This window comes from Dyella caseinilytica (assembly GCF_016865235.1).
Classification (GTDB): Bacteria; Pseudomonadota; Gammaproteobacteria; order Xanthomonadales; family Rhodanobacteraceae; genus Dyella_B; species Dyella_B caseinilytica.
In genome coordinates, this window is sequence record NZ_CP064030.1 from 2617148 (window position 1) to 2639171 (window position 22024).

17 protein-coding genes are annotated in these 22024 nt (G+C 60.6%); 5 read left to right on the forward strand and 12 right to left on the reverse strand.

The annotated features are described in order from the left end of the window. Nucleotides 1-146 precede the first annotated feature (146 nt). Entirely contained in the window at nt 147-1619 is a 1473-nt protein-coding gene (gene pdxR / locus ISN74_RS11250) for a MocR-like pyridoxine biosynthesis transcription factor PdxR (protein WP_188801311.1), read from the reverse strand. A gap of 153 nt (nt 1620-1772) precedes the next feature. Here pdxR and ISN74_RS11255 point away from each other — a divergent pair, with 153 nt between their 5' ends. The 3 genes from ISN74_RS11255 to ISN74_RS11265 all read left to right on the forward strand — a co-directional run bounded on the left by ISN74_RS11255 (nt 1773) and on the right by ISN74_RS11265 (nt 4278). Continuing rightward, nucleotides 1773-2312 (forward strand): DUF1579 family protein, encoded by a 540-nt coding sequence (locus ISN74_RS11255; RefSeq protein ID WP_188801309.1) that lies wholly within the window; start codon nt 1773-1775, stop codon nt 2310-2312. Then, complete coding sequence (locus ISN74_RS11260) at nt 2312-3304, forward strand: transporter family protein (RefSeq protein WP_188801307.1); 993 nt, start codon at nt 2312-2314, stop codon at nt 3302-3304. Before ISN74_RS11255 ends, ISN74_RS11260 begins: the two co-directional genes overlap by 1 nt. A 206-nt stretch (nt 3305-3510) precedes the next feature. Beyond that, complete coding sequence (locus ISN74_RS11265) at nt 3511-4278, forward strand: class I SAM-dependent methyltransferase (protein ID WP_229679407.1); 768 nt, start codon at nt 3511-3513, stop codon at nt 4276-4278. Between the two features lie 59 nt (nt 4279-4337). Here ISN74_RS11265 and ISN74_RS11270 read toward each other — a convergent pair whose 3' ends face one another. The 10 genes from ISN74_RS11270 to ISN74_RS11315 form a co-directional block, all read right to left on the reverse strand. Then, nucleotides 4338-5147 carry a ferritin-like domain-containing protein gene (locus tag ISN74_RS11270; RefSeq protein WP_188801305.1) on the reverse strand — a complete coding sequence of 270 codons (810 nt, stop codon included), beginning with the start codon at nt 5145-5147 and terminating at the stop codon, nt 4338-4340. A 119-nt stretch (nt 5148-5266) separates the two neighbouring features. Then, on the reverse strand, nt 5267-6742 hold the full coding sequence (gene purF, locus ISN74_RS11275) for an amidophosphoribosyltransferase (protein ID WP_188801303.1): 1476 nt from the start codon (nt 6740-6742) through the stop codon (nt 5267-5269). 7 nt (nt 6743-6749) lie between these two features. Continuing rightward, entirely contained in the window at nt 6750-7361 is a 612-nt protein-coding gene (locus ISN74_RS11280) for a CvpA family protein (RefSeq protein WP_188801301.1), read from the reverse strand. A 27-nt stretch (nt 7362-7388) separates the two neighbouring features. Beyond that, nucleotides 7389-8354: an SPOR domain-containing protein gene (locus ISN74_RS11285; protein WP_188801299.1), complete on the reverse strand. Its 966-nt coding sequence runs from the start codon at nt 8352-8354 to the stop codon at nt 7389-7391. An 85-nt stretch (nt 8355-8439) separates the two neighbouring features. Further along, nucleotides 8440-9750, reverse strand: a complete 1311-nt coding sequence (folC, locus tag ISN74_RS11290; protein WP_188801388.1) for a bifunctional tetrahydrofolate synthase/dihydrofolate synthase — start codon at nt 9748-9750, stop codon at nt 8440-8442. Nucleotides 9751-9770: 20 nt separating this feature from the next. After that, on the reverse strand, nt 9771-9929 hold the full coding sequence (locus ISN74_RS11295; protein WP_188801297.1) for a hypothetical protein: 159 nt from the start codon (nt 9927-9929) through the stop codon (nt 9771-9773). A 103-nt stretch (nt 9930-10032) separates the two neighbouring features. Beyond that, nucleotides 10033-10782, reverse strand: coding sequence for a slipin family protein (locus ISN74_RS11300; protein ID WP_188801295.1), 750 nt, complete (start codon nt 10780-10782; stop codon nt 10033-10035). Further along, entirely contained in the window at nt 10779-12200 is a 1422-nt protein-coding gene (locus ISN74_RS11305) for an NfeD family protein (RefSeq protein ID WP_308420782.1), read from the reverse strand. Before ISN74_RS11305 ends, ISN74_RS11300 begins: the two co-directional genes overlap by 4 nt. Before the next feature lie 266 nt (nt 12201-12466). Then, entirely contained in the window at nt 12467-15016 is a 2550-nt protein-coding gene (locus ISN74_RS11310) for a heavy metal translocating P-type ATPase (RefSeq protein ID WP_188801292.1), read from the reverse strand. After that, a complete protein-coding gene (locus tag ISN74_RS11315; RefSeq protein ID WP_188801290.1) occupies nt 15013-15438 on the reverse strand; it encodes a heavy metal-responsive transcriptional regulator in 426 nt (141 codons plus the stop codon). Before ISN74_RS11315 ends, ISN74_RS11310 begins: the two co-directional genes overlap by 4 nt. Nucleotides 15439-15666: 228 nt before the next feature. On the opposite strand from ISN74_RS11315, the gene ISN74_RS11320 reads away from it, so the two are divergent. Then, nucleotides 15667-17436, forward strand: coding sequence for a chloride channel protein (locus ISN74_RS11320; RefSeq protein ID WP_188801384.1), 1770 nt, complete (start codon nt 15667-15669; stop codon nt 17434-17436). Between the two features lie 115 nt (nt 17437-17551). On the opposite strand, the gene ISN74_RS11325 is transcribed toward ISN74_RS11320, so the two are convergent. Then, entirely contained in the window at nt 17552-19393 is a 1842-nt protein-coding gene (locus ISN74_RS11325; protein ID WP_188801382.1) for an ABC transporter ATP-binding protein, read from the reverse strand. Nucleotides 19394-19586: 193 nt separating this feature from the next. On the opposite strand from ISN74_RS11325, the gene ISN74_RS11330 reads away from it, so the two are divergent. Then, the gene (locus ISN74_RS11330) at nt 19587-22019 is read left to right on the forward strand and encodes a DUF3772 domain-containing protein (protein ID WP_188801289.1); all 2433 of its coding nucleotides are present in this window, start codon (nt 19587-19589) and stop codon (nt 22017-22019) included. The last annotated feature ends 5 nt before the right edge of the window (nt 22020-22024 follow it).

Consider the following 22024-nt stretch of genomic DNA (forward strand, 5'->3'; position numbering starts at 1 on the left):
GGCATGCCACTGCGGCAGCCTCACTCGGTAGAGCTAATCTGGGATTCGCAAAAAAAGTTTAGGGGTAGAAGCAAAAAATCTGCACGAAAGTACTTGCTATATTTTCGGCATGACGCATTTTTTTACGAAACAGTTCAAGCTGTACATCAAAGGCAGGTTGCAAGCTTGCGCATGCCTTCGCGAAGCTCGTGCACATTCGCGCCTGAATACCCAAGGATGATTCCGCTCCGGCCCGTACGTGCCGCATAACTGATGGACAGCGGTCTGGCGGCAATGCCCAGCTTGGCGGCTTCGATCGACAAGGCGACATCATTCACACCCGGCGGCAGCAGCGCTGCCAGTTGCATGCCGGCCTGGGTGCCGATCACTTCGAGCTTGTCGCCCATGTAGGTGTCGATGGCTTCGAGCAAAGCATTGCGCCGTTCCAAATAAAGTGTGCGCATGCGGCGGATATGGCGCGCGAAATGTCCTTCGCGGATGAAATCGGTCAGTACCACTTGGTAAAGCGTCGAGGAAAACGTATCGAAGGCGTCGCGTACGGCGGCGAAGGCGGGAACCAGGTCTTTGGGCACCACGAGATAGCCCACGCGGAGCGCAGGAAACATCACCTTGCTAAAAGTGCCGACGTAGACGACACGACCTTCCGTGTCCATGCCCTGCAACGACGCCAGCGGACGGCCACCGAAGCGGTATTCGCTGTCGTAGTCGTCTTCGATGATCCATGCACCACTGTTTGATGCCCAGCTGAGCAATTGCATACGTCGTGCGGCGCTCATCGTCACGCCCAACGGAAATTGGTGAGATGGCGAAATATAGGCCGCACGTGCGTGGCGATTCAGGCGTATGCCAGCTTCGACATCGAGCCCTTCGTCGTCGACCGGAACGGGAACAATATCGGCACCCAGGGTTCGCAACGCTTGGCGTGCACCGGGATAGCCGGGATCTTCCATCCAGACACTGTCGCCGGTATTGATCAGCGCGTGTATGCAAATCTGCAAGCCATGCTGAGAACCGGTGGTGATGAGAATCTGCGAGGCATCGCAGCGTACTGTACGTACAGTGCCGAGGTATTCGGCGATCGCTTCGCGCAATGGCAGATACCCCATCGGTTCACCGTAGACCATCAGCTCCATCGGTGGCTTGCGGGCGTGATGGTTGATCAGCTTCGACCAAGTGGTGATCGGAAAGTGATCGATCGCCGGCAAACCCACGCGAAATGCGCCTTGCGTATTCGCCCAGGTCTGCGGCGGAACGCGCAAGTCGGCCACACGCTGCGCCACCGTGCGTGGCGTGGCTGAGGGCACCGGGTCATGACGTTCGCGTGTGTCATTGGGCTTTGCCGCTTTCCCAGGAATGGCACGCGCAACGCAGGTGCCGGCGCCGACAAAGGTTTCCAGATAGCCTTCGGCGTAAAGCTGCTCGTAAGCACTGAGCACCGGCACGCGGGAAATCCGTAACTCTTTGGCGAGACTGCGTGTGGAGGGGACACGCTGGCCTGGCCGCAAGCGACCTTCAAGGATGGCGCGCCGAAACCACTCCGATAGCTGGTCGTACATGGGCGTGCTGCCCGCCATATCGAGCGCGACCGGCGGCAGGAAACCCGTGGATATCCGTTTCATGCGATTGGCCTCAAGTGGTCATATCGAATCATACCCAAGTGGCTATTTTCGCCAACCACTGACAGGCCTAATTTTCACCCAGGGCGGCAACAAGCCGCGTCGGGAGGTTCTGCCATGACACGGTTCCAGAGAACTTTTTTTCGCAGCGCACTCATGGTGATGGCGGCGGCCAGCTTCATGCCGCTGGCAAGCGCCCAAAGCGCGCAGTCCCAGACCCCAGCCTATCGCGACGGCTCGCACGACTTCGACTTCAACATCGGCACCTGGCACACGCACATCAAGACGCTTCAGCACCCACTGACCGGAGACAAGACCTGGGTCGAACTCAACGGCACGGTAACGGTGAGAAAAATCTGGGACGGCAAAGCATCGATAGAAGAGATCGAGGCAAACGGCGCCGATCAACATCTCAAAGGGTTGACCCTCTATTTCTACAACCCGCAGTCGCACCAATGGACCCAGACCTTTGTCGACAGCAGCGACGGTGTGATCGAACCCTCGGCCATCGGTGAATTCAAGGACGGACGCGGCGAACTGATCAATCAGCAGCCTTATAACGGCCGAACCATCCTTGTACGTAATGCGTGGTCGGATATCCAACCGAACTCACATCATTTCGAAATATCGTTTTCGGATGACAACGGCAAGACTTGGGAACCGAATTTCGTCGCTGACCTGACGCGGGCCCAGTGATGAATGCGAGGCGGCGCGCTGGTTTTGTGTGGCTGTTGTGCCTGCATGGCTGCCTAGGGTGGTCATTCCCCGCAAGCGCGCAGACCGTACCAACGCCGCCACCCGCTGCTGTCACCGAAGAATCGATGAGCGATGCGTGGTGGACCGGGCCGATGCTGGCTAACTCGGCTGAAACATTGCCACCCGGACACTTTCTATTCGAGCCTTATCTCTACGACATACGCAGCCCGAATACCGATAGCTTCGGATCGCGCACTTATATCCTCTATGGGCTAGTGAATCGACTCTCGATCGGCATCATTCCGGTTTTTGGTTACAACCGCGTCGTCAACGGCACAAACAGTTCCGGGGTGGGTGTCGGTGACATCACGTTGCAAGCGCAATACCGCCTGACGGAATTTCGTCCCGACAGCTGGATACCAACCACCGCGATCCAACTGCAAGAAACCTTTCCTACGGGCAAGTACGACGAACTTGGCGACCGTCCCAGCAATGGCCTTGGCGCCGGTGCTTACACCACGACACTGGCGATCAATTCGCAGATGTACTTCTGGATGCCGAACGGGCGCATTCTTCGCATGCGCCTGGATGTGTCGGACGCCTTTTCGCAAAGCGTCAATGTGAAAGGCGTCAGCGTCTATGGCACGAGCCAGGGATTTGATGGCAATGTCAAACCAGGCAACAGCTTTTTTGCCGATCTATCGCTCGAATACAGTCTGACTCAACGATGGGTGCTGGCGCTGGATGCCACTTATGGCCGTAACGGCAATACACACATAGCCGGCGAAGATTTGCTGGATCCCGGCAACATCCCCTATCCGCAGAATATTCGGATCAATTCAGGCACCAGTACGGCATTCGGCCTTGCGCCAGCCATCGAATACAACTGGTCATCGGCCATTGGCGTGTTGCTCGGCACACGCGTCACCTTCGGCGGACACAATTCCGTGAACACCGTGACACCAGCCATCGCCATCAATTACGTGTACTGAGATCGACTCAGAGATCGAAGCGGCGTCATACTGATGCGTGGCATGACGCCCCTGAGGCCCGCGTCCCGAACTCGCGCCATTGGGTGTGGTCGTATCCTGATGATGGCGGCAAGGTTCGCAAGTAAGCGGGACAGCCATTCACGCACACATTTCCGCCACAGCACATCAGCCACTCTGAATACCTCACCGATTCAAGGAGGTCGTCGATGAAACTCCATACTTTTTTCGCTGCTGCCGTCGTTTCAGTGGTTTTAGCCGGTATCCCTGCCCTGGCCGGGCCCGCATTGCCTTCCTTTATCGCCCTTGCCGTCGCCGATCCCAATCGGCCAGCTGACCAACGGGCGATGGATGCCGAGCGCAAACCGATCGAGGTGCTGCAGTTCGCAGATTTGCGGCGAGGCTACAAAGTCGTCGACCTGATGCCTGGCGCGGGTTATTACACGCGCCTGTTCAGCAAGATCGTCGGCCCCAACGGAGCTGTCTATGCATTGCTGCCCACGGAAATGGACAAGGCAGCGCCCAAGAACCTGCCAAGCTTACGTAGCTTTGCCGGCACACCGGCTTATCCCAACGTGACGGTGCAGGTGCAGCCGATCGCAAATCTGGATATCCCCAAAGGCGTCGACATGGTCTGGACATCGCAGAACTATCACGATCTGCACGATCCGTTCATGAGTTCACCGGACATGGCGCGTATCAACAGAGCGATCTTTGACGCACTCAAGCCGGGCGGCACTTATATCGTGCTTGATCATGCTGCTGCCGCAGGAACGGGTGTATCGAAGACCAATGATTTGCATCGTATCGATCCCGCCGCAGTGAAAGCTGAAGTGACGGCAGCGGGGTTTGAGTATGTGGGCGAGAGCGATGTACTGAGCAATCCGGCGGACAACCACACGTTGCCGATTTTCGATGCGTCGATCAAAGGCAAGACGGATCGGTTTATCTTGAAGTTCCGCAAGCCGGTCAACTGACACGTGCCGATGCGGTGTTGTAGTTGGATGACCCCGGACTTGATCCGGGGCCATCCAACTTACGAAGCAAGTGCGAGCGCAGTGAGCTGGTCAAGCTCGTCATCGTCAAAACCGGCTTCCAGACGCGCGGGACGATTGAATGGTCCGCGCAGGTTGCGGCCCATGTAATCGCGCAGCAGATCGAGGAAAGTTTCGCGCGAATCCAGACCATCGCGCTCGCAGCACCAGCGGAACCAGCGTGAGCCGGCGGCAACATGCGCGACTTCTTCGCGCAGGATGATTTCAAGAATGGCGATGGTGCGTTCGTCGCCTACAGCACGCAGGCGCTCAATCATGCCGGGCGTGACATCCAGCCCACGCGCTTCCAGTACGCGCGGCACCAATGCCATGCGGGCGGTGTCGTGATGCGCGGTTTTTTCGGCCATTTCCCATAGGCCATTGTGGGCATCGAAGTCGCCGTAGGTATGGCCAAGTTCGCCTAATCGTTCGGCAAGCAGCGCGAAATGGCGGGCTTCGTCATTCGCGCAGCTAGCCCAGTCGCGGTAGTAGTCCGCAGGCATGCCGCGGAAGCGATATACCGCGTCCCAGGCCAGATTGATGGCATTGAATTCGATATGTGCCACCGCGTGCACGAGTGCTGCACGGCCTTCCGCCGAGCCCAGGCCGCGATGTGGCACTTGGCGTTGCGGAACAAGATGCGGGCGATCGGGACGACCGGGGACGCCGATTGGCTCAGCTGCAGGTGATGTGGCGTCGGCTTGCAATTCGCCAGCCTGGAATGCGGACCAGGTGGTGTGGGTCAAGCGCAGCTTTTCTGCAGGATCGCTGGCATCAAGGCAGCGTTTGGCGGCGGCGTGGAGATTGTTCATGGAAATTTATAGGGCGAACATCCCCGGGGAAATATCGTCTTGCGTCGCTGTCATTCCCGCTTTCGCGGGAATGACAGCTAGGAACACACGTTGGTTAACGTATAGCGCAAATGCGTCCGTCAAGCGCTACGTCGCGCCGCCTTCGCATCATCCGAGCGCAACATTTCAATCTGCTGCAAATAATGCTGATCGAGACCGGTGATGTATTCGCCGTTGAAGCACGAGGTATCGAAATGCTTCAGGTTTTCGTTGCCATCCTGCACGGCCCAGATCAGATCCTGCAGATCCTGGTAGATCAACCAGTCGGCGCCGAGCATTTTCTCTACTTCCTGGACCGTATGGCCTGCGGCCACCAGTTCGGAAGCAGCCGGCATGTCGATGCCGTATACATTCGGATAGCGCACCGGCGGCGCAGCGGAGGCGAAGAACACATTGCGGGCGCCGGCGTCGCGCGCCATCTGGATGATCTGGCGTGAGGTGGTGCCGCGCACAATGGAGTCGTCCACCAGCAGCACGTTCTTCTTGCGGAATTCCAATTCCACCGGATTGAGCTTGCGACGCACTGATTTCACGCGCTCGCCCTGCCCCGGCATGATGAAGGTGCGGCCGATGTAGCGATTCTTCACGAAGCCTTCGCGGAACGGCACACCTAACGCCTCCGCCAGCGCACTGGCGGCAGTGCGTGCGGTGTCGGGAATGGGAATCACCGCTTCGATACCGTGATCGGGACGTTCGCGCAGGATCTTCTCGGCCAGCTTCTGGCCCATGCGCAGGCGCGCCTTGTAGACCGACACGTTTTCGATCATCGAGTCGGGACGCGCCAGATACACGTATTCAAAAATGCACGGCGAGTGCACGGCGCTCTCGGCGCACATGCGGGTGTGCAGCTGACCATCAACGGTGATGAACACCGCTTCGCCAGGCGCCACGTCGCGCAGGCGCTTGAAGCCGAGAATGTCCAACGCCACCGACTCTGAGGTCACGGCGTATTCACGACCTTCCGGCGTCACGCGCTCGCCCAGTACCAGCGGACGAATACCGTTCGGATCGCGGAATGCCAGCAAGCCATAACCCAGCAGCAAGGCAAGACAGGCATAGCCCCCGCGTGCGCGGGCATGAACACCGGCAACGGCCTTGAAGATGTGATCCGGCGTAAGCGCCATGCGGTCCTGGATCTGCAACTCGTGCGCGAGCACGTTCAGCAGCACTTCCGAATCCGAATCGGTATTGATGTGCCGCCGATCGTCCTCGAACATCTCGCGGCGCAGCGTTTCGGTGTTGACCAGGTTGCCGTTGTGCGCGAAAGCGATGCCGTAGGGTGAGTTCACGTAGAACGGCTGCGACTCAGAGGAGCCTTCCGAGCCCGCGGTGGGATAGCGGCAATGCCCGATGCCGATGCGTCCACGCAGGTGGCTCATCGACGTCTGGTTGAACACATCACGGACCAGGCCGTTCTCCTTGTGCAGCCGCAAGCGCGCTCCGTCCACGGTCGCGATGCCCGCCGCGTCCTGCCCACGATGCTGCAGGACGGTGAGCCCGTCATAAAGCGCCGATGCCACTTCAGTGGTACCGACAATACCGATGATTCCGCACATGGTGATGCTACCCGTTACTGTAATGCGTTGCGTCGGCCGCGCTGGAAGCGGCAGCCGGAGGATTGGATCCGTGCGGCGGCAATCCGGCCGGCAACACGTTTTTCAGGTTTTGCAGACGCTCCGGGAGATTTCCCGGCTGCAGGTGCTGGCGAACATCCGGCGGCATTTCCTGTTTCAGCCAATCCGCCATGCCCTTGAACTGCGGCAGCAACGTCGATTGTTGCCACATGGCTTCGCGCGCCAACGAGGTTTGACCAACCAAGAACACCATCAGCGTCACCAGCAGCACGCCGCGCGCAAAACCAAAAATCATGCCGAGCAGGCGATCCGTGCCGCCCAGGCCCGTGCCATCTACCAGCTGGTGCAACACGAATCGCACCAGCGCACCGAGTATCAGCACCGCGATGAAGCAGGCACCGTAGCCCACCAGCAAGCGCAGTACCGGCGTTTCGATGGTCCGGTCAAAATGCGCCGAAACCGCCGGACCATACGTCCATGCCACCCAGAATGCCGCCACCCAGGTAGCTAGCGCTAACACCTCGGATATGAGGCCGCGCCAAAGTCCTACAAGGACCGAAAGCGCCAATACGGCGATGATGATCAGGTCGATCGCGTTCATCCCGTGGCTTCCGGTTCTTTATGCCGTTCAGTTAGCGCTGACGACGTTGCCGTCCAGCCCGAGTTTGGCCTTGATCTGATCACGCAGGCTCACCGCATCGGCACGCTGGGTCTGTGGACCGGCGCGCACGCGCCAGAGCTGCTTGCCGCCCGCATTGACCGAGTCCACGAAGCCGTCGAAGCCGCTGGCGCGCAGCTTGTCACGCAGCGCCATGGCGTCCGCCTTGCTGCCCATGGCCGCCACCTGCACGGCCCAGGCGCCTGCGCGCGCGGGACCGGCCGCGGCCACCGGTGCGGGAACATCGCCCTGAGGCGTGGTGGCGCCGCTTTCCAAGCGCGCCGGAATGCCGGGCACGGTCTGCGCGATCTTCAGGCGCGCGGCTTCAGCCGCCGCACGGGTTTCGAACGGACCGGCGCTGACCAGGGTCAAAGTTTTGCCGGCACGCTGGATCGGCTCGCTACGAACCGGGTAGCCCATGCTGCGCACGCGCTGCATCAGGCGATTGGCACCGTCCGGCGCGTAGGCACTGAGATTGACGCTATAGATACCGCGTGCCGCCGTGGCCGGAGGCAGCGCAGGCTCGGAGGGGGGCGCTACCACGGGGGCGGGCGGCGGCGCGATCGCCGGACGGCTGGTCGCCGCGACAGCTCTCGTCGGCGGGGTCGGAATGGCTGGTTGTTGTTGGACAGGCGGCGTGGCAATAGCCGGAGCACTCGAACTGACAGCCGGCTGCGCGCTGGTGTTCACCGTGCTCATGCCAGTGGCGTTGGGCGCGGCGGTGGTCGCGGGCGCCACGCTGCTGGCCGGGGACGGCTGGCCCGCCAGGCTCATCGTCTTGGTCTGCAAATCGCGATCTGGCGCCGCGGGAATGGCCAGGCTGACCGATTGATCGGTGTTGGTGCTGGTTGACGGCGCTTTGCTCGAGAACATCATCGGTACGAACAGGACAGCCAGCGCAACGAGGACAGCGGCTCCCAACAGGCGTGTGTTCAAGATCGACTCCAGACAACCACTTGTGCGTGACGGCGGCGATTATACCCGGCCCCGCAGGTTTACATGACGGAATCGACACGAAGGTTCAGCGGGCCGTTTCTTCCAGCACCGCGGCGGCGACGAAAAACGAGCCAAAGGCGAGAATGCGGTCACCAAACCGGGCGCTTGCCCGCGCTGCAGCCAATGCATGCCGCACATTTGGATACGTATCAACCGCTGCACGGGGCAATACCTGATGCAGCACGCCCGCCAGAACCGATGCAGGCAAGCCGCGCGGCGTGTCCTGCTCCAGCCCGGCCAGATGCCAGTGCGTGATGCGCGTACCGAGTGCGGCCATCACTCCGCCGACGTCTTTATCCGATAGCGCGCCATAAACCGCATGTACGCGCCCGCCAGGCTGGGCATCCAGCCAGTCGGCCAGGGCACGCGCTGCTTGTGGGTTGTGCCCTACGTCAACAATTAGCAGCGGATCACCGCCCAAAGGCTGCAATCGCGCCGGCGCCCGTGGCTGGTGCATGCCGGCGGCCGCGATGCGCTCCAGCTCGGCCAGTTCCACCAGTTTCAGCGTATGCACGGCGGCGATGGCCGACGCTGCGTTGGCGTATTGCACGGGAGCGGCCAATTCGGGATCCGGCAAGGTCAACCGGGTGTCATCGCGATGCAGCCACGCCCAGTGATGAACGGAACGCTCCACCCAGAAATCCTGCCCTGCCCGTTCGACGCTGGCGCCATGTGCCGTCAGTGCCTCCAACAGGCCACTCGGCGGATCGAGTTCGCCGACAATCGCCGGACGGCCGCGGCGGGCAATACCCGCTTTCTCGCGGCCGATGCTGTCGCGATCCGGTCCCAGCCATTCCACATGATCCAGATCGACCGTGGTGATGATCACTGCATCCGCGTCGATCAGGTTGACCGCATCGAGGCGGCCGCCAAGACCTACTTCCAGTACAGCGACATCAAGACCCGCTCGCGAAAACAGATCGAATGCGGCCAGTGTGCCGAACTCGAAGTACGTCAGCGGAATCTCGCCACGGGCAAGTTCAATGCGCTCGAAACTTTCGATCAGCGCCGCATCGCTGGCATCCACACCGGCGATACGAATGCGCTCGTTGTAGCGGAGAAGATGCGGTGAGGTGTAACAGCCGACTTTTTGTCCGGCCGCCGTGAGCATCGCCTCCAGAAACGCAACCGTCGAGCCCTTGCCGTTGGTGCCGCCGACCGTTATCACGTGACGTGCCAGCGGAGGCGCATCCATGCGTTCCCAGACGGCCCGTACGCGATCAAGTCCCAGGTCGACGCCAAGCGCGTGGACGCCCTGTTGGTAATCCAGCCATTCGGCAAGGGTTCTTGGTTTCACGCAGGGCTCCGGGTTCAGGCCCGCGCACCATACGGGCATCACGCCCGCCGCACAATCCTTCAGAAATGCATACCGGAGGCGTGCACGGCCCAGTACATGGCAAACAACGTCCAGAAAGTGCGTTTCAGTGCCTTGCCGGCCAGAAAGGCGACCAGCAGGCCGACCAGCAACGGCATGTATTTCTCGAGCGTACGGCGAGTGTCGTTCACGGCGTTCATGGCTTTCTCCTCCCGCACCGGGTGTGGTGTGGGAGAGATCATCGGCCTCAGGCCACGGCCGTGGCAGACACAGGCGTCATTCATCGGATCTGACAGACGTCACCTAGCTTGTTTTATCGAGCAATGGCTTGAGCAGATCCAGCGGTAGCGGAAATACAATGGTGCTGGACTGCCCGCTGCTGGACATGCTGGCCAAGGTCTGCAAATACCGTAACTGCAGAGCCTGCGGTTGCTGGGACAGCATCGCGGCGGCGTCGCGCAGCCTTTCCGACGCTTGCAGTTCGCCGTCGGCGTGGATCACCTTGGCCCGGCGTTCGCGTTCCGCTTCAGCCTGACGGGCAATCGCACGCACCATGGTTTCGTTGAGATCGACATCCTTGATCTCGACATTGGTGATCTTGATGCCCCAGGGATCCGTTGCCTCATCAAGGATTTGCTGCAAGCTGTGATTGATCGAATCGCGCTGCGAGAGGATCTCGTCCAATTCGTGCTGGCCAAGCACCGAGCGCAGGCGTGTCTGCGACAGCTGACTGGTGGCCTGGAAGAAGTCCGCCACTTTCAGCACCGACTTGTCCGGTTCCATCACGCGGAAATACACCACTGCATTGACGCGTACCGAAACGTTGTCACGGGAAATGACATCCTGCGGCGGCACATCCATCACCGTGACGCGCAGATCCACCCGCGTCATTCGCTGCACCATCGGCACCAGAACGAACAAACCCGGGCCCTTGGTGCCGGTATAGCGACCCAGCGTCAGCACCACACCACGCTGGTATTCCGGCAGCACCTTGATCGACGAAAACAATAGCGCAATCACGACAAGCACGATAACGCCCATGAAACCGATCATGAAGATTCTCCTTCGCCTGCCTGCGCAGTCGTCACCTGCAGCAACAAGCCATGACGACTGACCACACGCACAGACGCACCGGCGGGAAGCGCCGCCTCGCATTGCACGCGCCAGCGTTCACCGCCGATACGCGCCCAACCCTGGCCGCCGGCTGCGACGGCCTGCAGCAATTCGCCCGTACTTTGCAGCATCTGCGCATCGCCGTTGAAAGCACGTGCACGGCGCGCTCGCATCACCAACCGCAATAGCAAGGCCAGTAGAACAATCGCGCAACAACCTATGCCGACGATGACGCCAAGATCCACCTGGTAACCCGGCACGTCGGTGCGAAACAACATGACCGAACCCAGCACGAAAGCGATCACGCCGCCGACGCCCAGCACCCCTGCCGTCGGCACGAATGCCTCCGCCAGCAAGAGTGCTACGCCAAGCGCCATCAAGATCAAACCGGCGTAGCTCACCGGCAGCAATTGCAACGCATACAGGCCGATCAGCAAACAAATACCGCCCGTCACACCGGGGAAGAAACTGCCGGGATGGAAAACTTCAAGGATCAGACCGTATATGCCAGCCAGCAGCAGCACATACGCTATGGTGGGATTGGTGATGATTCCCAAAAAGCGCGCACGCCAGTCCGGTGGATAATCGTGTATCGGTAGATCACGCACGGCCAGCGTCACGGATTGCTCTCCGACATGCACCGTTCGGCCATCGGCTTGCGCCAGCAGGGATGATGAATCGGCCGCAACGAAATCGATGACATGCTGTGCGGCCGCTTCGCTCGCCGTAAGTGTTGCAGCGCCGCGCACCGCCTGCTCTGCCCACACAGCATTGCGGCCATGCATCTGCGCCAGCGAACGGATCATCGCAATGGCATCGTTGAGTATTTTGTTGGATTCGGCATCACTAAGTGGGTTATTGCCGGAAGTCGCTTTATCCGTGGACTTGCTGGACGACGGTAAACCGTTGCCCAGCGGCGATGGCATGGGCGTACCACCACCCAGATCAACCGGTGTCGCCGCACCCAAATGCGTCGCGGGTGCCATGGCCGCAATGGGACATGCGTAGAGAATGTACGTGCCAGCAGACGCCGCACGCGCGCCGGACGGCGCCACATAACCGATGATGGGCACTTTTGACGCCAGGATATCCGACACGATGCTTCGCATGGATTCAATCAATCCGCCTGGCGTATCGAGTTGCAACACGATGGCCTTGGCGCCGTCATCGGTTGCGCGCTGGATCGCGCCATCGACGTATTCCGCTGCGGCGGGGCCGATCGGACCGATCAATTCGATGCGTGCCACAAAGGGCGCATTGGCGGGTGTTACCGGCGCGTCCATGGCGGGCGAAGCTGCAAGTAGCGCAGCTGCCGCGCAGAAGGCGGCACTCCACACGACCCATCCTCTCCGTGACATGGCATTGGCCTCCCGGCCGGCATGATCACCACGTAGCCGTCGCGTGTGACGGCTGCGGAGGAGATTTTACGCCTCGACGAGGCTTTTTGTGTGCGCGCCCCTTTCCGAGGTATCCGACATTGCCTCACGGTCATCCCGGCGAAGGCCGGGATCCATGCAAGTTGTGGAAATGGATCCCGGCCTTCGCCGGGAGGACAGCAAGGTAAAACAGGGCATCCAGAAAGTCATTCAATCGCCCTGCCAAAAGATCAAAGCAGGCAGTTCAATCACGCCGTCTTTCGCAACCGCAACGCATTGCTAACCACCGACACCGACGACAGACTCATCGCCAGCGCCGCCACCATAGGCGACAGCACGATGCCAAACAACGGATAGAGCACACCCGCCGCCAGCGGCACCCCCAACGCGTTGTAGACAAACGCAAAGAAAAGGTTTTGGCGAATATTTAGCACCGTCGCTTTCGACAGCTCGCGCGCATGCAAGATGCCCAGCAAGCTACCCTTCACCAGCGTCAGCTGCGCACTTTCCATCGCGACATCCGTGCCCTGTCCCATGGCGATGCCGATATCGGCCACGGCCAATGCGGGGGCATCGTTGATGCCGTCACCCGCCATCGCCACGCATCGGCCTTGCTTGCGCAAAGACTCGACCACGGCGGCTTTATCTGCGGGTGAGGCACCGGCATGGATTTCACTGATACCGAGTTCTTTCGCCACATGACTTGCGGTGATGACGTTGTCACCGGTCAACATGACAACGTGCATGCCAGCACCCTTGAGCGCAGCGATGGCTTGCAGTGTATCCGACTTGATGCGATCGCTCACGGCAAACAGTCCCGCAAGCTTGCCATCGGCAGCGAGCATCATCACGGTGGCGCCTTCGCTACGCAACGCATCGACCTTGGCTTGAGCGTCCTGTCTGATCGCGATGCCGGACTGCTCCATCAATCGCTCATTGCCAAACACCACCTGGTGGCCTTGCATGCGTCCGCTTACGCCACTACCCGCATGAACACGGAAATCATCGGTTTCAACGAACTGCAATTGTTCTTGCTTGGCGGCAGCAAGGATGGCTTTCGCCAGCGGATGCTCGCTTGAACGTTCAAGGCTTGCCGCCCACGTCAGCAATCCATCCCGCTCCTGTTCACCCCATGTCACGATCTCCGTCAACGAAGGCTTACCCTCAGTCAGGGTGCCGGTCTTGTCCACCACCAGCGTATCGGCCTTGCGCAGGGATTCGATCGCTGCAGCATCCTTGAACAGCAAACCCTGGCTGGCACCGCGCCCGCTCGCCACCATGATCGAAATCGGTGTCGCCAAGCCCAACGCGCAAGGACAGGCGATGATAAGTACCGAGACTGCCGCAATCAGCCCATGCGCAAGGCGTGGATCCGGACCAAGCCACACCCAGCCGGCGAATGCCAACGCGGCAGCCACGATCACCGTGGGCACAAACCACGCAGCGACTTGATCGGCCACACGCTGCAGCGGTGCCTTGCTGCGCTGCGCCTGCGCCACCTGCGCCACGATCTGCGCCAGCACAGTTGATGCACCGACTTTTTGCGCGCGCATGGTCAGCGCACCATCCCGATTCACGGTACCACCCGTCAGCGCATCGCCCTGCTTTTTCGTTACCGGCATCGGCTCACCGGTGAGCATCGACTCATCGACCTGGCTGCCGCCACTCAGCACCACGCCATCTACCGGCACTTTCTCGCCGGGGCGAATGCGCAGCACATCGCCGACACTGACGTCACTCAGCGGCACATCGTGTTCTTCATGGCCTGATACTCGCCGCGCTGTTTTCGGTGCAAGGCCCAGAAGCGCTTTGAGCGCTTCGCCTGTACGCCGGCGCGCCCGCCATTCCAGAAAATCACCCAGCGTCACCAGCGTGACGATGACCGCCGCGGATTCGAAATACACCGCGACACGTCCATGCATGTCGCGAAAGCCTGGTGGAAAAATCCCGGGCAGCAAGAAAGCCAAGGCGCTGTAGATCCAGGCCACGCCGGTGCCAACGGCGATCAGCGTGTACATGTTCGGCTGCCATGGTTTGAGCGAACGCCAGCCGCGTGCAAAAAACGGCGCCCCACCCCACAGCACGACGATGCTGGCAAGCGCGGCTTCGACCCGGGCTGCCGCACGACTCCATGCATCCGGCAGAGACATGCCCGCATGCGGTAACATCGCAATGACAAACACCGGCAGTGTCAACGCCACCAACGACCACAATCTGCGCTGCATGGCGCGTACTTCGCCGCTGTCATCCTCATCCAGGCTCGGCATCGTCGGTTCCAGTGCCATGCCGCACTTCGGGCAATCGCCGGGACCGTCCTGCTGCACCTCCGGATGCATGGGACAGGTGTACGTGGCGCCGGGCACCACCGCTGCGGGAGCACGGTGTTCCTGCAAATACAGTGCGGGATCGGCCGTGAATTTCTGCTTGCAACTTGCGCAGCAGAAATAATACGTTTGACCCTCATGTTCGGCGCGATGCGATGCGGTCGCTGGATCGACGCTCATACCGCACACAGGGTCTTTCACTGTCGCCCCAGCATGGTTCGCACCATGCTCGTGGTGTGCCATCGGCAATACATTCAAGGTATGCACCGGCACAGCGAAGTTTGCAGGTTTCGCCTGCGTATAACGCGCAGGTTCGGCATCGAACTTCGTCTTGCAGCCCGCACAGCAGAAATAAAATGTCTGGCCGTTGTAGTCGCTGCGATGCTTGGCATTCGCCGTATCGACATCCATCCCGCAAATGGGATCACGCGCTTTGTTACCGGCGGCGTGGCAGCACGATCCTTGTGCACTCATGCTTGCACTTCCTCATCGGAAAGCGCCCGCAGAATGGGACATTGCTCCGGGTGACCGTGACCGGGACAAGCTTCGATCAACTGCTCCAGTCCCTTGCGGATACGCATCAACTCGGCAATACGCGCGTCGATACTGGCCAGCCGCTGCTCAGCGCGCTGTTTCACTTCTTTCACGCCACGATGCCGGTCCGCCGACAACGCCAGAAGATCACGGATTTCATCGAGCGTGAAACCCAGATCTTTCGCACGACGGATAAAACGCAACCGGCTGATCGCCGATTCGTTGTAGCTGCGATAGCCGGACGCTCGCCGTAGCGGTTCGGGCAACAGACCTTCGCGTTCGTAATAACGAATGGTGTCGATGGCTACGCCGGCGCGCTTGGCAACGGTACCGATGGTCAGGGAGGCTGGTTGACTGTTCATGGGCAAAGTCTAGACCTTTGATCTAGGTCTAGAGTCAAGCGGTACGCCATGTCCGTAAAAACCTTCGGTTTTCCCGTTCATTTTCCAGCCAGCTACGGACCCGCCATCCCGGTAACCTTGCGCCACCTTAAGGGAATCCCTGCAGTGCATAACGAAAACGCCGAGCAACACACACGCGCGTCGCTCCCGCTCGCCCCCTCGCTAGACCCCACCCTTGCCGCCGCCCACATGCCCCGGCAATTCCGGCCGCTGGATGGCCGCGTGTTGTGGATCAGCTTTGTGGCGATGCTTCTGGGGGCTGCCGTGGCGGGCGTGGCGAAGCTGCTGACCGCGCTGATCGGCCTGTTTACGAATCTGGCCTTCTATGGCCGTTGGAGCACGGACTTTGTGAGCCCGGCCGGCAGCCACCTGGGCAAATGGATGATCATCGTGCCGGTGATCGGCGGCCTGATCGTTGGTGTCATGGCACGCTGGGGATCCCGCGCCATCCGTGGCCATGGCATTCCGGAGGCCATGGAGCAGGTGCTGCTCAATGAAAGCCGCATCCCTCCCCGCATCACCTGGCTCAAACCCGTGTCGTCGGCGGTAGCCATCGGTACGGGTGGCCCGTTCGGCGCGGAAGGCCCGATCATCGCCACCGGCGGTGCGCTCGGCTCGCTGATCGCCCAGCTCATGCATGTGACTGCGGACGAACGCAAAACGCTGCTTGCCAGTGGCGCTGCCGCAGGTATGGCGGCCGTGTTTTCGGCGCCGATTTCCGCTGTGCTATTGGCGATTGAACTGCTTCTGTTCGAACGCCGCGCACGTTCGCTGATCCCGGTGGCGTTGGCGGCAACTGTCGGCACGGGCATCCGCTACCTGCTGGAAGGTAACCAGCCGATGTTCCCGATGCCGAACATCCCCACACCAACCCTGCCCGCACTTGTGGCTTACATCGTGCTGGGCATGCTTGTCGGCGTGATCAGCGTAGGTATCACCAAGCTGACCTACGCCATTGAAGACGGCTTCGAAAAACTGCCGATCCATTGGATGTGGTGGCCGGCGCTAGGTGGTCTGGTGGTAGGTATCGTTGGCTACTTCATGCCTCTGACGCTGGGCGTGGGCTACACCAATATCGCCGCCGTGCTGACCGGACAATTCACGCTCGGCACTATGCTTGCGCTGTGCCTGCTGAAACTGGTGTCGTGGTCGATCGCGCTGGGTAGCGGCACATCCGGCGGTACGCTGGCACCGCTGTTCACCATCGGTGGCGCGATGGGCGGCGTGTTTGGGTTAGTGCTGAGCCAAGCCGTTCCGTGGCTGCAGATCGATCCGCATATGGCTGCGCTGGTGTGCATGGCGGCCATCTTTGCAGGCGCATCCCGCGCATTTCTCACCTCGGTGGTGTTCGCTTTTGAAACCACGCAGCAGCCACATGGTCTGCTGCCACTGCTCGGCGCCTGTGCCGCGGCTTATCTGGTCTCCGGCCTGCTGATGCGCAACACCATCATGACCGAGAAGATCGTGCGCCGAGGCGTGCGCGTTCCTTCTGATTACTCAGCCGATTATCTCGACCAGATCTATGTGCGCGATGCCTGCAGCCGGGAGATCGTGAGCCTGCAGGCGGACCAGACGATTGGCGAGGTTCGCGCTTGGCTCGCATCGGCCGGGTCCAAGACCAAGCATCAGGGCTTTCCGGTGATCGGCAACGACGGAAATGTGCTGGGCGTAATCACACGCCGACAGCTCTATGACGACTCGCGATCGGACAACACCGCCGTGCAATCGCTGATCACGCGAGCGCCGTTGGTCGTGCGCGAAGATCACACCCTGCGCGAAGCAGCCGATCACATGGTGGAGTCGCAGGTTGGCCGGCTCATCGTGGTCAACAAGCACATGCCTCATCGCATGATCGGCATCATTACGCGCGGCGATTTGCTCGCTGCCCATGCCAAGCGCCTCAAGGAAGCCCGCGAAGCGTCCCGCCATCTGGGACAAAAGACGACTGCTGCGCCCTGACGTCAAAGCATTGATCTGACTTTGGCGGGATAACCCGCCGATGCGAGAGCGTTCCCGCTCTCGCATTTTTTTATAGGCCTTGTGCGCATTGCCGCGTCATCCGCCAACAGACGGATTACACAAGCGCATCGTCAGCTGCCACAAAGCCACCCGTCTGCCGTTGCCACAGCCTGGCGTACAAGCCGCCATGCGTAATCAATTGCGCATGCGTGCCGGTTTCCACCACCAATCCCTTGTCCATCACCACCAGACGGTCCATGCGGGCGATGGTAGATAAACGGTGCGCAATGGCAATCACCGTCTTCCCTTCCATCAGCAATTCCAGACTTTCCTGGATCGCAGCTTCCACTTCTGAATCGAGCGCGGAAGTAGCTTCATCAAGCACAAGGATCGGTGCGTCTTTCAACAGCACGCGCGCGATAGCGATGCGCTGACGCTGACCGCCGGAGAGTTTCACGCCGCGCTCGCCGACATGCGCATCAAGGCCGAGACGTCCTTCGCCGTCGACCAGGTTGGGAATGAATTCGTCGGCGCGCGCCTTGCGTACCGCTTCCCATAGCTGCACTTCGTTGGCATCGGGACGGCCATAAAGCAGGTTGTCGCGTACCGAGCGGTGCAACAGTGAGGTGTCTTGCGTTACCACGCCGATCTGCGAGCGCAGGCTTTCCTGCGTAACCTGCGAAATATCGGTGCCGTCGATGCGGATGTGGCCGTCTTCCAAGTCGTACAGGCGCAGCATCACGTTCACTAATGTCGATTTGCCGGCACCGGAGGGACCGACCAGGCCGATCTTTTCACCCGGTCGCACAGCCAGATTCAACCCGGCAATCACACCGCCCTGCTTACCGTAATGGAAGTGGATGTCTTCGAAGCGCACTTCGCCAGCCACCACTTCCAGCGGCATCGCCCCTTCCCTGTCCTGCACGGTGCGCGGCTGAGAGATGGTGGTAATGCCGTCCTGCACGGTACCGACGTTTTCGAAAATGCCGTTGACCACCCACATGATCCAGCCGGACATGTTGTTGATGCGAATCACCAGCCCCGTGCACAGTGCAATGGCGCCCACGGTAATCCTGCCCTCGCTCCACAACCAGACGGCCAGCGCGGAGGTGCCGACGATCAGGAAACCGTTGAGCGTGGTGATGGTGGCATCCATCGCGGTGGTGAGCCGCGTCATGCGGCGCAGTTTCTGCGTCTGCTCCTCCATCGCTTCGGCGACATAGGCTTCTTCGCGCTGGGTATGTGCGAACAGCTTGAGCGTGAGCACGTTGCTGTAGCCGTCCACGATACGGCCCATCAGTTTGGAGCGCGCCTCGGAGGCCAACCAGGAACGCTCGCGCGTGCGTGGAATGAAGATGTACAGCGTGCCGACATAAAGGAACAGCCACACCACCAACGGCATAGCCAGCCAGAAGTCGGCCTGCGCGAACATCACGATCGCGCTGCCGGTATAGATCGCCACATACCAGATCGCATCCACGATCTGCACCGCCGATTCGCGCAGCGATGCGCCGGTTTGCATGATGCGGTTGGCGATGCGTCCGGCATAGTCGTTCTGAAAGAAGCCCAGGCTCTGGCGGATCACATAACGATGGTTTTGCCAGCGGATGCGATTAGTCAGGTTGGGCACCACCGCCTGGTTCACCAGCAGATCGTGCACGCCGATAAAGAGCGGGCGCAGCACCAGGGCAACAAAACCCATCCACAGCAACTCACGGCCGTGAACCTGGAAAAAGGACTTTCCGGGCTCGCCTTTGGCCATGTCGACAATGCGGCCGATAAAGCCGAACAGCGACACCTCGACCAGGGCCACGCCCAAGCCCACCACGATGGCCGCGGCAAATACCGGCCATACCTGACGCAAATAGAACACGTAGAACCGCCACACGGACTTCGGCGGCATGCTGTCGACGGGCTCCTTGAAGGCGTCGATCAGGGATTCGAACCAGCGAAAGATCATGGCGTCCTGCCCGGCTGCGGGCCATCGGGGATGGAGGATCGAGCCGCCACACTATACAGGCTATGCCAATGCCTACGGCTCATCACGCCTTCTGCGCACGACCCTCAACCCTGAACGCCGACTGCCTCGGAATGGCTCATATCCGCAATAACAATTGACCGTCTGGCATGTCATTCGGATCATGCAGGACATGCGCATTCTTATTCGTCAGCTTTTCATCACGTCGCTTGCACTGGGCGCACTCGGCCTTGGGGCATCCTCCGCATACGCGCAGAGCTCACTGCAGTCGAGCAGCGCACCGGCCAGTGCAAGTTCCACGCAAGACCCAGCCCAGGCGCTGATCGGACTCAACAAGCAGCTCGACACCATCAAGACCACGCTGAGCAGCAAGACTGCCACCGGTACGCCGTTGAATGATCTGCGCAGTCAGGCCGGCACTGTGCAGCAACAGGCCAATCAGTGGCTGGAGACGCTGACGCCCCAGATGGACAGCGTGCAGTCGCGGCTGACCGTGCTCGGCCCTCCCCCGGCGGCCGGTGCCCCGCCGGAAACCGCCGCGGTCAGCCAGCAGCGTCGCCAACTGGAGCGCGACAAGAGCAAGTTGGACAGCGAGATCAAGCAAGCGCAACTGCTGAGCCAGGATGCCATCAAGCTGACCACGGAAATTGCCGAGACGCGCAACGAGCAATTCCAGATGCAACTGGCCATGCGTGCCAATTCGCCGCTCAGCCTCCACTTCTGGTCAGATATTGCCAATTCGTTCCCCGACGACACCGACCACCTCAAGCGCATCGGCGGCTTGCTGGCCGACGGTGTCAACGACGCATGGCAGCCCGGTAACCGCACACCTTTCCTGCTCTGCCTGCTCGGCGCGGTGCTGTTGATCGTGCCCGGCCGCTGGCTGGTGGAACGGGCGGCGCTGGCGGTGGTCATCCGCTTCATGCCGGAAGGGCATTTCCGACGCAGTGCCTTGGCGGTGATCTTCACGCTAACCGTCACGCTATCGATCGGATTGGCCTTTTGGCTGATTCATCAGGGCCTCAATTGGAATGACACGCTGGACGAGGATCTGGAGACGCTGGCGCAATCGATCGTGCGCTCGGCATTTTTCTCGGCGTTTATCGCCGGACTTGGGCGCGCGCTGCTCTCCTACCATCATCCTTCCTGGCGCCTGCCCGTACTGATGGACGGCACGGCGCGTGCGCTGCGCTGGTTTCCATGGTTGCTGGGCGGCGCGTTTCTGCTGCTTGGCGTGCTTGAGCACGTCAACAGCGCAGCTGGCAGCAGCCTGCCTGCCACTGTCTGCACGCATGCTTTCCTGGCGCTGCTGATCAGCGGACTGATCGGCACGGCATTGGTGCGCATCAAACGGATCAAGCGCCATCACGATCACGAAAAGCAGGTCAAGCATTCGCTATGGGTCGGTGCACTCGCGGGTGTAGCTACCTTGGCGGTCGCGGTGGCGTGGCTGGCCGTACTCAGCGGGTACATTGCATTTGCCTTCTTCATCTCCTGGCAGATGCTGTGGGTCGGCATGATCGTTGCCTCGCTCTACATGCTCATCCATCTGCAGCACGATCTGTTCGAGACACTGCTCACGCCCAAGGGACGCAGCGGCCAGAAGCTGCAATCGGCATTCAATATTTCGCCCAATGCGCTGGAACAGTCCTCGACCATCTTGTCGGCGATCTGCCGCGTGCTATTGCTGCTGGTGGCGGTGGGCACCTTGCTGATGCCGTTCGGCGGCGGTCCGAATGATCTGTTCTCGCACATCGGTAATGTATTCGTCGGACTCAAGGTCGGCCAGCTGACGATCAAGCCCGGCGCGATCTTCAATGCGCTGATCGTGTTCGTGGCAGGCATGTTGGTGGTGCGCATCATCAAGCGCTGGCTGGCCGAACAGTTACTGCCCAAGACCAGGTTCGACCTCGGCATGCAGATGTCGATCATTACGCTACTCAACTACGTGGCGGTGGTGATCGTGTTCGCGCTATCACTGAAGACCGCCGACGTCAGCCTGGAAAGCCTCACTTGGATCGCCAGCGCCCTGTCGGTGGGTATCGGCTTCGGCCTGCAAGCGATCGTGTCGAACTTCATTTCCGGCCTGATCCTGCTGGCCGAGCAACCGGTGAAGGTGGGTGACTGGGTCAGCATGTCCGGCGTGGAAGGTGACGTGAAACGCATCAATGTGCGTGCCACGGAAATCCAGCTGTGGGACCGCTCCACCATGATCGTGCCGAACTCGCAGTTCATCACCCAGAACGTGCGCAATGTTACGCACGGCAACGCGCTTGGCCGCGTCAAGATCACCCTGCCGATGCCGCTTGGCACCGATGCTGCGAAGATGCGCGAGATCATGATGGAGGTGCTGACGGGGAGCGAGGTCACGCTCGAAACGCCAGCACCTTACGTGCGACTGGATGATGTCACCAGCAGCGCCATGACTTTCAGCGGCGTGGCTTACGTGCACAGTCCGCGTGATGCGTCGGCAGTGAAGAGCGATCTGCTGTTCGAGATGCTGTCCAGGCTGGAAAAGGCACAGCTGCCGTTGTCCACGCCGCAGAGCATGATCGTGCGCAACTTGGGCCCGCTGGGCGAAGACAGTCCCGCCGCACCCGGATAATCATC

Bases quoted from the DNA above. Each gene is read 5' to 3' on its own strand.
- ISN74_RS11310 (WP_188801292.1), bottom strand. From the start codon at position 15,016: ATGAGTGCACAAGGATCGTGCTGCCACGCCGCCGGTAACAAAGCGCGT.
- ISN74_RS11305 (WP_308420782.1), bottom strand. From the start codon at position 12,200: ATGTCACGGAGAGGATGGGTCGTGTGGAGTGCCGCCTTCTGCGCGGCA.
- ISN74_RS11265 (WP_229679407.1), top strand. From the start codon at position 3,511: ATGAAACTCCATACTTTTTTCGCTGCTGCCGTCGTTTCAGTGGTTTTA.
- ISN74_RS11330 (WP_188801289.1), top strand. From the start codon at position 19,587: ATGCGCATTCTTATTCGTCAGCTTTTCATCACGTCGCTTGCACTGGGC.
- pdxR (WP_188801311.1), bottom strand. From the start codon at position 1,619: ATGAAACGGATATCCACGGGTTTCCTGCCGCCGGTCGCGCTCGATATG.
- ISN74_RS11315 (WP_188801290.1), bottom strand. From the start codon at position 15,438: ATGAACAGTCAACCAGCCTCCCTGACCATCGGTACCGTTGCCAAGCGC.
- ISN74_RS11270 (WP_188801305.1), bottom strand. From the start codon at position 5,147: ATGAACAATCTCCACGCCGCCGCCAAACGCTGCCTTGATGCCAGCGAT.
- ISN74_RS11255 (WP_188801309.1), top strand. From the start codon at position 1,773: ATGGTGATGGCGGCGGCCAGCTTCATGCCGCTGGCAAGCGCCCAAAGC.
- ISN74_RS11300 (WP_188801295.1), bottom strand. From the start codon at position 10,782: ATGATCGGTTTCATGGGCGTTATCGTGCTTGTCGTGATTGCGCTATTG.
- ISN74_RS11295 (WP_188801297.1), bottom strand. From the start codon at position 9,929: ATGAACGCCGTGAACGACACTCGCCGTACGCTCGAGAAATACATGCCG.
- ISN74_RS11320 (WP_188801384.1), top strand. From the start codon at position 15,667: ATGCCCCGGCAATTCCGGCCGCTGGATGGCCGCGTGTTGTGGATCAGC.
- purF (WP_188801303.1), bottom strand. From the start codon at position 6,742: ATGTGCGGAATCATCGGTATTGTCGGTACCACTGAAGTGGCATCGGCG.
- folC (WP_188801388.1), bottom strand. From the start codon at position 9,750: ATGCCCGTATGGTGCGCGGGCCTGAACCCGGAGCCCTGCGTGAAACCA.
- ISN74_RS11280 (WP_188801301.1), bottom strand. From the start codon at position 7,361: ATGAACGCGATCGACCTGATCATCATCGCCGTATTGGCGCTTTCGGTC.
- ISN74_RS11260 (WP_188801307.1), top strand. From the start codon at position 2,312: ATGAATGCGAGGCGGCGCGCTGGTTTTGTGTGGCTGTTGTGCCTGCAT.